9 protein-coding genes and 3 pseudogenes are annotated in these 12,563 nt (G+C 43.5%); 1 reads left to right on the top strand and 11 read right to left on the bottom strand.

Translation table 11 applies throughout. The annotated features are described in order from the left end of the window. Window positions 1-98: 98 nt before the first annotated feature. The 3 genes from E2L07_RS18890 to E2L07_RS18880 all read right to left on the bottom strand — a co-directional run bounded on the left by E2L07_RS18890 (window position 99) and on the right by E2L07_RS18880 (window position 1,677). Window positions 99-422, bottom strand: a complete 324-nt coding sequence (locus E2L07_RS18890) for a hypothetical protein (protein WP_134230350.1) — start codon at window positions 420-422, stop codon at window positions 99-101. A 216-nt stretch (window positions 423-638) separates the two neighbouring features. Next, window positions 639-1,091, bottom strand: coding sequence for a GNAT family N-acetyltransferase (locus E2L07_RS18885; RefSeq protein ID WP_134230349.1), 453 nt, complete (start codon window positions 1,089-1,091; stop codon window positions 639-641). A gap of 118 nt (window positions 1,092-1,209) precedes the next feature. Further along, window positions 1,210-1,677: a DinB family protein gene (locus tag E2L07_RS18880; RefSeq protein WP_134230348.1), complete on the bottom strand. Its 468-nt coding sequence runs from the start codon at window positions 1,675-1,677 to the stop codon at window positions 1,210-1,212. 142 nt (window positions 1,678-1,819) lie between these two features. Here E2L07_RS18880 and folE2 point away from each other — a divergent pair, with 142 nt between their 5' ends. Then, window positions 1,820-2,719 carry a GTP cyclohydrolase FolE2 gene (gene folE2, locus E2L07_RS18875; RefSeq protein WP_010897168.1) on the top strand — a complete coding sequence of 300 codons (900 nt, stop codon included), beginning with the start codon at window positions 1,820-1,822 and terminating at the stop codon, window positions 2,717-2,719. 86 nt (window positions 2,720-2,805) lie between these two features. Here folE2 and E2L07_RS18870 read toward each other — a convergent pair whose 3' ends face one another. The 8 genes and pseudogenes from E2L07_RS18870 to E2L07_RS18840 form a co-directional block, all read right to left on the bottom strand. After that, complete coding sequence (locus E2L07_RS18870) at window positions 2,806-3,486, bottom strand: zinc metallopeptidase (protein WP_134230347.1); 681 nt, start codon at window positions 3,484-3,486, stop codon at window positions 2,806-2,808. Between the two features lie 13 nt (window positions 3,487-3,499). Then, window positions 3,500-3,673 (bottom strand): hypothetical protein, encoded by a 174-nt coding sequence (locus E2L07_RS20975; protein WP_166740127.1) that lies wholly within the window; start codon window positions 3,671-3,673, stop codon window positions 3,500-3,502. Between the two features lie 121 nt (window positions 3,674-3,794). After that, window positions 3,795-5,201 carry an NAD-dependent succinate-semialdehyde dehydrogenase gene (locus E2L07_RS18865; protein WP_134230346.1) on the bottom strand — a complete coding sequence of 469 codons (1,407 nt, stop codon included), beginning with the start codon at window positions 5,199-5,201 and terminating at the stop codon, window positions 3,795-3,797. A 15-nt stretch (window positions 5,202-5,216) separates the two neighbouring features. Beyond that, a pseudogene (locus E2L07_RS18860) lies at window positions 5,217-6,615 on the bottom strand (APC family permease). A 15-nt stretch (window positions 6,616-6,630) separates the two neighbouring features. Then, entirely contained in the window at window positions 6,631-7,995 is a 1,365-nt protein-coding gene (locus E2L07_RS18855; RefSeq protein ID WP_134230345.1) for a sigma-54 interaction domain-containing protein, read from the bottom strand. Window positions 7,996-8,055: 60 nt separating this feature from the next. Then, window positions 8,056-9,315 (bottom strand): annotated as a pseudogene (gabT, locus tag E2L07_RS18850) (4-aminobutyrate--2-oxoglutarate transaminase); the annotation flags it as partial. A 351-nt stretch (window positions 9,316-9,666) separates the two neighbouring features. Then, window positions 9,667-10,647, bottom strand: coding sequence for an ABC transporter substrate-binding protein (locus tag E2L07_RS18845; protein ID WP_243855009.1), 981 nt, complete (start codon window positions 10,645-10,647; stop codon window positions 9,667-9,669). A 72-nt stretch (window positions 10,648-10,719) separates the two neighbouring features. Further along, window positions 10,720-12,404 (bottom strand): annotated as a pseudogene (locus tag E2L07_RS18840) (IS1182 family transposase). Between the last annotated feature and the right edge of the window lie 159 nt (window positions 12,405-12,563).

The following is a 12,563-nucleotide window of genomic DNA, read 5'->3' as shown; positions in this document are numbered from 1 at the left end:
TAGTTGCTTTAACCATATCAGAAATGGATTCTTTTTTCATTTATTTGATGCATGGACCATTTAGCTCAATACCTTGATAGATAAGCATTATTTGGTTATCAAAGATTTTTTATGAATAATTCAGGTTCATTTTTGTCATAAACAAAAGAACCCGTTCCATCAATGTTTTTGAATAAGTCCTCAAGAATTTCTAGCAAAGCTTCATCATCTGTGGTAAAACCCAATTGCGCAAGCTCAGCATCGAACGCGATGTCCATTTCGAAATCAGAATCGATTTGAACTCTCTCAGCATCTAATAGACTCTCAAAGCCCTTTGCGAGTTTCATTTCTGGTGAATTATTAATAACCGAATACACAAAGAAACCGACTCCAATAACAACTGCAATAACACCTAAACTCATCCATAACTTCTTACCTATCAATGTCCATTCGCTCCCTCTATTGTAAAAGTATATCCATCACAACATTAGCTATTATCTCATAAAATTTCCAGTTCGAAAGAATCGTTTTTTAGCAGGACTTTCAACACAATTATCGATTAATTACTAATTGTGTCGAATATACAGACTAATAGACTCATGAGAAAAGATAGATATAATGTCATATAAAAAGACCTTTCTCACACGGGAACGGTCTTTTTAACTTGAAGCATCTAGCTTTTTTTCGAGGACAATTTTATGTAGCCCTTTATCATCAATGTACGTCTCAATCACATCAAAACCACTTTTAATGTTTAATAGAAGCATGTTTCGCCACTTGTTCATCGTCTTCGTTCGTACAACCTTATAACCAACATCTCTTAAATAGTCATGCTGCCTTTCCATTAACATGGAGCCAATTCCTTGCTTTCTTATGTTCGGATCAACGCCACCTAACCAACTGTAAAACGTCTGCTTGTCCAACTCATACCCTATCTTATACCCAACTACATGGCCCCTATCCAGTGCCACGAAGATAAGGATGTTTGGCTTACGGTTCATTTTTTCCAGCAAGTCATCTCCTTGACCAAAGATTTGCTCATGCAAGTGGAGAATGCCAGCTACTACGTTCTTCTCTGGAATCGATTGAAATGCTTTACACACTATCCCCATTTGAACCTCTCCTTATTCAAAATTAGCCAAAGGCACGACTTCAATCGTACCGCTTTTCCATCAGCATCAAAAGACTTTGACTACGCAATCAAAGCCTTTTTTGAACAAGGTTTTTCTTTTAAGAGGATTTGACGAGTTTTTTTAGATCAATTATCGCTTGGAGATGCATCCCTTCATGAAAAATGGTGCGTGATAGTACTTGTTCGATCGTACACATCCCCATTTCTGTAGGAGCCATCTCATCCTCCAATCGGTGCCCATACGCCTCTTTGATCCAAGCTGGCTGCTGCTCTAGTAATTTCTTTAGTTGCGCTACCGTTGGCGTCTCTGCGGTAAAGTCTGATGGCGATGTCTTAAAGTTAAACCAACGGAGAAATGCTCCAGGGTAATCGATCTTCTCTCTTGTCACTGCTTCAATCCATAGATATTGATCAAGATAGACATGGCCCAAATTCCAGCGAATGTTGTTGTTAAACCCACTCGGAATGATGTTCGCTTCTTCCTCGGTTACATCTGCTACAACATCTAGCAAATAGCCTCGATACGTTTCTAATTGCGTAAAAAGAATGTCGTGCCTTTTTTTCACCATCATCTCTCCCTTCTGGTAGATATTTTCGACACGATTTGACCTTTTCCTTTCTCTTTAAGCTTTTTCATTTACTTCTCAAGACTTTATAGGATAAGATATAAATCGTAATTATTCTTATTTAAGAGGTGGAGGAGGTCCTATGAAAACGAAACAATGGCCTAGTAAAACAGAGCGACATAAACGATTTGGTTCTGTTCCCCCTGTAGCGGGAAAGAAACCGATTCATAAAGAAGAAATGGCCGATCTGCAAAACATGCCGAACGATTTTTTGTTTGCCCTTGATTCTGTCGGCATTCATAATGTGAAACACCCTTGCATTATCCAGTCTAACCTCAAGCCATACGAACAGACAACGGTTGGGACTTTCTCATTAACGACAGGCTTGGAGCAAATGAGTAAAGGGATTAACATGAGTCGTTTAACCGAATTACTTCAGGAGTACCACCAAACTGGATTCATCTTGAGTTTAAAAAATATGCAAGCTTTCACAAAAGATTTAGCCGAACGAATGGAACAATCAAGCGCCCATGTTCATGTCACATTTCCTTGGTTTTTTGAACGTGAGAGCCCTTCCCTAAATAAAATCGGGCTAGCCCATGCAGAAGCTCGTTTGAACGTTCACTTCGATGAAACGCTAGGCTTTACTCATGAGGTCGGATTAACAGCAGCCGTCACGACTCTTTGCCCGTGCTCTAAGGAAATCAGTGAGTACAGTGCTCATAATCAACGGGGCTATGTCACCATCAAAGCAACTTTTTATGAGCCAACAGAAGGAAGCGACGATTGGAAAGTGACCTTGCTCGAAGCAGCGGAATCTAATGCTAGTTCGATTTTGTACCCTGTTTTGAAGCGGCCTGATGAAAAGGCAGTGACAGAAAAGGCTTATGAAAACCCACGATTCGTCGAAGACATGGTGCGATTAACCGCCGCAGATCTTTATGAAAACGAAACGATTAAAGCATTTACCGTTGAGTGCAGAAATGAAGAGTCGATCCATCAGCATGACGCCATTGCTACGCTCTCCTATTCAAAAAAGTAGTCCAAAAAGGGACAGGCATTCCGAAGATCCTCTATAAAAAACGAGACTGATCCATGATAGACTCAGTCTCGTTTTATGAAAAATCGTTATCTTCGACCTCTAAAAATCATAATAAATTTAATTAACTGCAAGACGGCCATAAGCGTACTCGCCACATACGTGAGCGCTGCAGCGTTCAACACTTGACCGATCCCCTTTTCCTCTCGGGACTGAATGAGTCCAAGCTGAAGAAGCTTATCTTTTGCCCTTTTGCTCGCATCGAACTCGACCGGCAAGGTTACGACTTGAAACAGGACAGCTCCAGAGAAAAGAATGATTCCAACGCCGATTAAATTGGTCATCTCAAGCAAAAAACCAGCGATAAACAACCATGGCGCTAGCTGTGAACCAATGCTCGCTATTGGAAATAACCGGTGCCGAATGACAAGCATTGAATAGTTGTGTTGATCTTGAATGGCGTGGCCCACCTCATGAGCCGCTACTGCTAGAGCCGAAATCGAATGCCCTTGATACACAGGATCTGATAAACGAACTGTTTTTGCTCTAGGGTCATAGTGATCCGACAACGTGCCACTCTTCGACCTCTCCACCTTCACATGATGAAGACCTTCCTTGTTTAAAATAAAACGAGCGACTTGGGCACCTGTTGCGTTTGAAGATGCTGCTACTCTAGACCACTTCTGAAAATTTCCTTTTACTTTTGACTGAGCCCACAAAGCAAGTCCAAGAGCTGCAAAAATCAAAATGTCCATCGGGTGAAAGAACATATAGGTTCCCCCTCTAGCTGAATATAACTATCGTTCCCATCAAATCAAAAAAAGATACTAGTGTTGTCCAAGTACCCGCCTGCAAATGCTCTGCTTGAACCCCTTGGAGCTTTAGGGATTCGACAATGTCCTTGATTGTTTTCATTTTTATCAAACCCACACCTTCTCTTTCTTCTGGTTCATTCATGATCACACTCAAAAAAAAACTTATATGCGTAAAGAGTAACAAAAATATGTGAACTGAGTATGAACTTTTTTTATCAATAAAAACCCCCTAAACTCTATAAGCAGAGTCTAGGGACCCTCCTTCATTTGAACGCGACCGATACATATTTGACCTCAAGGTATTCTTCGATTCCGTATTTTCCACCTTCACGTCCGAGGCCACTTTCTTTCCAACCACCGAACGGAGCTTGAGCCACTGAAGGCATCCCGTCATTCACCCCAACAATCCCGTATTCGAGCTTTTCGCTTAAACGGATCGCTCTGCCAATATTTTCGGTGAAGACGTAAGCTGCCAATCCGTACGGTGTATGGTTTGCTCGTTCGATCACTTCTTCCTCCGTGTCAAACGTTGCAACCGGGGCGAGGGGACCGAACGTCTCTTCATTCATGCAGAGCATCTCGTCTGTCGCACCAGTAATGATCGTAGGCTCGAAAAAATGATTCGTCCACTGGCCGCCAACAAGAACCTGTCCTCCTTTTTTAAGGGCATCATGAATATGAGCTTCTACCTTTTCTACGGCAGCTTTATCAATTAATGGGCCAATCGTGACACCTTCCTCCAGTCCATTTCCAACCTTTAGTTCGTTCACTTTTGCGGCAAACTTTTCTGTAAAAGCTTCGGCTATTTCCCGGGCAACGTAAATTCGGTTGGCACATACACACGTTTGACCAGCATTGCGAAATTTCGAGGCTATCACTTGGTCAACGGCTTCCTCTAAGTTGGCATCATCCATGATAATAAACGGGGCGTGACCTCCAAGCTCAAGCGATATTTTTTTTACTGTCTGAGCTGCCCCGCGCATTAAGAGCTTCCCAACTTCTGTTGAGCCGGTAAACGTGATTTTTCGCACCCGTGAATCCTCAAGCCAAGCCTCACCAATGTCTTGGGCATTCCCGGTAATGACATTAAGGACGCCAGCAGGAATCCCCGCTTCCTCCGCCAATTGGGCTAGCTTTAAGGCCGTTAACGGCGTTTGCTCTGCTGGCTTTACTATAGCGGTACAACCGGCCGCTAAAGCTGGCGCTACTTTTCTTGTGATCATTGCAGCAGGAAAGTTCCATGGCGTGATGGCTGCGATCACACCTACTGGTTGTTTTTGCACAAGAATCCGTTTGTTTATAGCCGAAGCAGGGATCGTGTCACCGTAAATACGCTTTGCTTCCTCGGCATACCATTGAATAAACGAGTTGGCATATTGGACTTCTCCAATCGCTTCACGAAGCGGCTTCCCTTGCTCCTTCGTCATGATTTCGCCAATCTCTTCTTGTTGTTCATCAATGAGCTGAAACCATCTCATTAAATAGCGGCTCCGCTCTGAGGCTGTTTGGCTTGACCACTGCGGAAAAGCTTCATATGCAGCGGATACGGCGAGCTCTGCCTCTTTCTTTCCAGCAAAGGGAACGGTATCAATCACTTCACCCGTCGCCGGATTGGTCACATCTAATGTTTTTCCGCTCCTCATCCACTCTCCATTAATATAGAGATCCATTTAACCTCCACTCCCTTACATCGCCTGATCAGACGTTTTTTCGTTTTCGTTCTCTTTATATTTCCCTTTACTCATTTGGACAAAGAAGTAAAGTCCGATTAGGAACCAACCGACAAAAATGACCCACTCAGGTCCTGTTAACGCCGCTGGCATTCCCGGCAAATAAATAATCAAAAATCCGATACTTAACACGAGTGCGATCCAACCTACAGTAGAGGATCGTCCTGATTGATAAGGCCTCTCCATCGCCGGTTCATTTTTTCGTAGCAAAAGAAAGGCAATCGCCACCATTAAATAAGCAATGACAATCGCGGGACCACCGCTATCTACAAACCAGACGAGGGCCGGTCTCCCTAAAAGCGGACTTAGGACAGCTAATCCACCGATAAAAAGAATCGCATTGGATGGCGTCCGGTATTTTGGATGGAGACGACCAAACCATTTCGGAAGCATGCCCGATTGGGCCATCGCAAACATCACGCGGCTCCCGCCAATAATAAAGGCATTCCAACTTGTCATAATTCCAGCCACCCCACCAACGACAAGTAAATGCCCAAAAAATGTTGAGCCGAACAGGGCGGACATGGCATCAGCTGTTGCGAGCTGGGTCACCTCAAGAGCGTTAGCATCAAGGGCAGACGCGACACCGATAGCAATTAAAATGTAAAAGACAATAGCACAAAAAAACAGAGAATATTAATAATTTTCCAATATCTCTAGCTGGAATGTTCGCCTCTTCTGCTGTCTGTGGAATAACATCAAATCCGATAAACAAGAAGGGCACCATAATTAAGACCGCCATGATACCAGTAGCGCCATTTACAAACAACGGTTCAAAGTTCGCCGCCTCACCACCTACAGCTGAGCCAAATACGAGCATGAGACCAATTAAAATAATGCTCAATGTTAAAATCACTTGAATTTTTGCGGCAGGCTTTAGGCCGAAGTAGTTAATTGCAATGACAAAAATCGATCCAGCCACACCAACTAACACCCATGAGGCGTACACATCCCACCCGGCAATCGTCCACATGTATCCGACTTGATAGTTAGGGAAAATGTATTCAATGACCGTAGGCAAGGCAACGGCTTCAAAAGCGACGACGGAAACGTACCCTAACGTAATCGCCCAAGATGCGAGAAACGCGGCTTTCCCTCCCATCGCTCGGTGAACATACTCGTGCTCTCCGCCCACTTTCGGCATTGCCGATGCGAGCTCCGCATAGGTGAGACCGACAAACGTGACGAGTAAACCACCTATCAGGAAGGCGAGGATGGTTCCGAAAGAGCCCGCAGATGTGAGCCAGCTTTCCGATAAGACGACCCACCCCCAGCCAAGCATGGCACCAACTGAAAGGACAAAAACATCTAATCGTGACAACACCTTCTTAAGTTCTCGATTTTGCTGAAGCAATCATACCACTGCCTTTCACTCGATATATTTTTTTATTTTTCGTATCGCACTTGATTGGCTAATCTTCAATGCTTCGGCCAGCTTATACGATGACTGATGCGATGCATACCTATCTCGAATGATCGCCCGTTCCGTTTCTTCTAATAATTCTTTTAAACTACGTCCTTCGATTTTTGCAGGCATACTTTCCGTGTGAAACGGTAAATCTTCCGCCACTACCATTTGATCAGATGTGACGACTAACCGTTCCATTAAGTTTTCTAACTCCCGAACATTTCCCGGCCAATGATAGGAATAGAGCGCATCAAGTCCCTTAGGTGACAGTTTCACATCCCGCCCATATCGGTTGTTGTAATGGTCGAGAAAATAGTAAACAAGAGGCAAAATATCTTCCTTCCGTTCTCGAAGGGGAGCGATGTGAACCGGGATCACTTGCAAACGATAAAATAAATCCCGGCGAAATTGTCCTTGCTCCACCATCTGTTCCAACTCTTGATTCGTCGCGGCAATTACGCGGACATCGACTAGCTGCATCGCCTGTCCACCAATGGGCCGAAAGCTTTTTTCTTGAAGCACTTGCAGCAGCTTTCCTTGTAAATGCAAAGGCATTTCCGCAATTTCATCAAGAAAGAGCGTCCCCCCATTCGCAAGCTCAAACAACCCTTTCTTTCCGTGACGGCTCGCACCCGTAAAGGCACCCGCTTCATAGCCAAACAGCTCCGATTCGATGAGCTGCTCTGGAATCGCGGCGCAATTGATTTCATAGAATCGCTGGTTCTCACGATCGCTTAATTCATGAATAAGCTTCACGATTTTACTTTTCCCAACACCTGTCTCACCAAGAACAAGGACGGTACTATCCACTTTGGCGACGCGATGAATAAGCTCCATCAACCGTGTCATCTGTTCACTTTTCGAGACGATCCCTTCTAGGGTAACGGGGTCACCCAATTCACGCTTATAGCTTGCTAGTTGACCTTCCATTTCTTCTATTTTCCGCTTCAAATACGTAAGCTCAGTCAAATCTCGCGAATAGCTAACGACCCGGGTTAATTGTCCGTCTCGATCAAAAATTGGCCTTGATCTCACATGTAAATACCGACCTGATCGCGTTTGTTGCAATAGTTCAAGTGGCCGATACGTTTCGATAACCTCCAAGGTGGCAGATGGATAAAACACCCCTACCTTTTCTAAGTCCTTCACGTGCTTTCCAACCATTTCATCTGCTGAAAGCCGATAATTTTCCTCACACCTTGAGTTCACTTTCACAACAATTCCGTCGGCATCGGTCACGAAAATTTCGTCAAAGGAAGCTTCAAAAATGTCTTCAAGCTCGGCATTTAAAAGTTCAAGCTCATTCTCACGAGATCCCATCACCATTCCTCCCCCATCCTTTCATATAAGTGTACTATGCCAAAAGAGGAGGGGGAAATGCAGGTTTTACCTATTCACTAAAGCTGTTGCTAACGCTTCTTCTAAAATGGCAAACCCGTTGTTTAACTGTTCATCTGTAATGACAATCGGCATGAGGAAACGGAGGACATTGCCATATTGGCCAGCGCTTAATAACAACAGGCCACGGTTCCCCGCTTCGGAAACGATCTTGGCCGTTAATTCTTTATCAGGCTCTTTCGTGTGTCGATCCTTTACGACTTCCATCGCACACATGGCGCCAAGTCCGCGAATATGGCCAATGCACTCATATTGCTCTTGAAGCTGTGCCATCTTGTCCATAACGACTTGACCAAGTTTTCGCGCCCGTTCGTTGAGGCCTTCTTCCTCGATGATGTCGAGCACCGCTAATGCTGCCGCGCAGCCTAACGGACTCCCGCTATATGTTCCCCCGAGCTCCCCAGGACTTGCTTCATCCAACACTTCTCGGCGACCAATCACCCCGCTAATAGGTACGCCGGCTCCGAGCGACTTGGACACTGTTAATAAGTCAGGCTCTATCTCAAAATGTTCGCTCGCAAAGTAGTGACCTGTTCGAGCAAAACCTGTTTGAATTTCATCAGCAATAAAGAGAATCCCGTGCTCCTTACAATAGCCATAAACCCCTTGAACAAAAGACTTGCTCGGGACGATAAAGCCACCTTCTCCCTGAACAGGCTCCATCACAACTGCGGCAACCGATTCGGGGGCCACTTCTACATTCATAAACTGGATGAATTCTTGTAAAACATACGCGTGATAAGCGTCTTCAGACATCCCTTCAGGTCGGCGATATTCGTACGGATATGGCGCTTTATACACCTCAGGAGCAAATGGACCGAAGCCAAATTTATAAGGCTTCACCTTGCTCGTCATCGTCATCGTCATAAGCGTCCGTCCATGGAATCCACGAGAAAACGAGACAATCCCTTGGCGCCCCGTATACTTGCGCGCCATTTTTACCGCATTCTCTACAGCTTCCGCTCCGCTATTTTGCAACAATACTTTTTTTTCGAACGAACCTGGGGCTAAAGCAGCTAATCGCTCTGCCAGCTCAATATACGATTCATACATCATCACGTTAAAGCCGGTATGAATGAATTGGTCGGCCTGCTGCTGAACGGCTTGTACGACTTTCGGATGACTATGACCGACATTAATTGTCCCAATCGCTCCAGCAAAATCAATGTACGACTTCCCTTCTACATCGATCACGATCGCCCCTTTGGCCTCTTTAGCAAACGTCTGAATGTTATTTACGACCCCTCTGTTCCCGTCTCGTCAACAAGCTTTTCAAATCTTCCTCTTGTGTCTTAATCGATTGACTCACAATTGCATCACCCTTTCTAACGATCTACCAAATGAATATGCAAATGGCGTGCCAAGTCTAAATGATCTAATTTTTCAGTATTTTTAAGGCATTCCCACTCTCCTCCCTTTCGCCTGAGTCATTTATGACTTAACTATACATGTCATGAAATCTAACGATCCTTCTAGGGGCACACTTTCTTTCTCTCGTTATAAGCAAAACAAATAACCCAATAATGACTCATACAAGTCATTATTGGGTTATTTGGATAAATAGCCTTTTGATCGTCTCTTTATTTTCTATAAAGGAACTTATACAGCTTCACTCATGATCTGTTCAATCACTTCCAGCCCTTTGAATTGTCCCATTGCCAAAGGCCCCATCATTTCTGTATCCACGACATACACATGGTCATGTTTAACAGCTGTTAATTGGTTCCAGACTGGACTTTCCTCAAGGTCTTGCAACTTGGTTTCCGCCGTTTCAGTAAAATCTTCTGCGAGAAAGATATAATCAGGGTCAAGCTCGCTCACCCCTTCTAGTCCGATCTCGCCATAATCGTCCAATTCCGCAAACGGCTCAAAGCCGAGCTCCTCATAATAATGAGCCATACGAACACCGCTGTAATAATTAAAGCCGTTCGCCCATGTCATCATGAAGAGAGCCGTTTTTCCTTTTTGCTCGGTTTGCTCCATCGTAGCTGCAATATCCGTCAGTTTTTGGTTGAAGGAATCAATGTACTGTTGCGCTTTCTCCTCTTCCCCCACGACAGCGCCAACTTGGATGATCGTTTCCTGCCAGTTTTCCGACATCGGAATCATGACAGTATCTGTGATCTTCTCTAGCTGTTCATAAATTTTATCATCCACCTCGGTCGCAATGATGACATCAGGATTCAATTCGACGATTTGTTCGAGGTTTGCTTCGTCTCCTAAATCAATGATCTCCCCGCTCGCAAGAAACGGCTCGTAGACTGGGAAATTTTGCAGCGATTTTAAGCCGACGACTCCCCCAACGAGAGAAGCTTCATCGATTGCAAATAAATGCTCAGCATAAGGAAAATAAAGAATAGCCACCGTTTCAGGTTTGGATTCGATCACCGTTTCACCTTTTGCATGATGGATCGTTTTCGGAAAGCCATCTGTTGCCTCCCCATCAGCCGGTTCAACCGTCTCATCCGTCCCTCCCATATTCTCATCTGTTGTTTCTTCCACACTACCATTGCAGCCGGAAAACAACATGACCATTAACAACATTCCGAGAATAACAACATTCCCATTTTTGATTTTCATCACCTTTTGTTCCCCCTTAGACTAAAAGAAAAGTGCAAAGCGCCCTACGCCAGACACCTCTATTTATTTTTTTCACTCAAAAAGAGGCTGGGACAAAACTAGCCAAAAATAGTAAGTAAAAAGGTTCCAAGCAAATAATAAGTGCTTGGAACCTTTTTTGTGGAGTTTTTCTTATTTCCTGGCCCTATGTCACCGTTCGGGGCCGTGTACTTTCTCAAGGTCACGGCCATAAATGCAAACCCCAAGTCATTTTTCACTTTATCTTTGCCTCTGACGGACATTCGAGTTAAACCCAAATGAGCCTTCAGAAAACCGAACACTGGTTCTACTTCAACTTTTCGTTTCCTGTAAATTGCACCAGTTTTCTCGTCTGAAAGCTTCATACGTATATTTTCTTTTTGAGATTCCCACTTTTCATTAATGTAGACTTTTCGATTGTTGCCTTCTTTTGCTTTCGTGCACAGTTCGCGGAATGGACAGCCTGAACAATCTTCACATTCGTACACTTTAAATTCCCGTGTGAATCCGTACCTGTCTGTTCGTTTGGACTGATGGCTAAACCATACTTTTTGACCATTTGGACATCGGAAAGCGTCCTCTTCCTCATTATAATCCCAATTGTCTACATGAAAAGCAGTGTCTTTGTGTTTCCTTTTCTTTTCCTTTCGATACTGATTGTATGTAATAAGTGGCGTTCGATTTCGATTCTCAATGATTTCTTCATAGTTCTGTTCGCTTCCGTATCCTGCATCTGCAACGATATATTCTGGTAATTCGAAGAAATCTTCTATCGTTTGAAGAAATGGGATCAAGGTGCGTGTATCTGTTGGATTTGGAAAAACATCGTAAGCGAGTGCGTATTGACCTTCTGTCGCAAGTTGTACATTATAACCAGCTTTCAATTGACCGTTCTTCATGTAATCGTCCTTCATCCGCATAAACGTCGCATCAGGATCAGTTTTTGAATAGCTATTGCGTTCGCCGAAAGTCTCCATATCTTTTTGATACTTTTGTTTACGAGCAATGAAATCCATGAACTGCTTACGAGCTTGTTTTGGTGCTTTACGTTCAGCGCGAATGTTCTTCCGTTCACTGCCGACCTCACAAGCTTCAATTTGTTTATCATATTCGCTGACTGTTTCTTCTAACTTTTTGACCACTTCTTCCATTTCTTTAACGGTTAGTTCTTCTTTACTTTCTCGTTCTATCGCTGGGATAATTTCCTTTTCCAATAATTCATCATACAGTTGGTTGGACTTTTCTATTAATTTTTCACTATATTGTTCGACGGATTTTCTCCATACAAAGGTAAATTTGTTAGCGTTCGCTTCAATCTTCGGACCATCAATAAAAATTGCTTCTTCTTCAATAAACTCCTTTTCCACGAGTTGATTACGGAATTGGACAAAACATTCGCGCAGTAATTTTTCAATAAGTGGATTGGAACGGAAACGATTAATCGTCCGATAGCTCGGCTCATTTCCTTGGGCTAACCACATCATCCGAATACTGTCTTGGAGCAACGCTTCTATCTTACGACCAGAAAACACAGATTGTGTATACCCACACAAAATAACTTTTAACATCATACGAGGATGATAGGCAGGACGTCCAGTTTGGCGTAAGAAATCTTTGAATGCTTCCTCTGGTATGCTCTCTACAAGGTCATTAATCGCAAAAGCAATATCATTTTCTTGTAATTTTATTTCTAAATCTAGCGGCAAAACAATTTGATTCATGGTATACTGTTTAAACATAAGGACACCTCCAAAAATTATTGTTTAGTCACTTTAATTTTATCAAAAGGTGTCCTTTTGGTTTACACAAAATACGAATAAAAAGGCGTGAAGCCTACACTTTTTAGTGTAAGCTCCTACGCCTTATTTTTTTATTTCCTGGGGTTTTGTCCCAGCCCC

The sequence above is a fragment of the Halalkalibacterium halodurans genome (assembly GCF_004376175.1).
Classification (GTDB): domain Bacteria; phylum Bacillota; class Bacilli; order Bacillales; family Bacillaceae_D; genus Halalkalibacterium; species Halalkalibacterium halodurans.
This window is presented reverse-complemented; position numbering and strand designations above follow the sequence as displayed.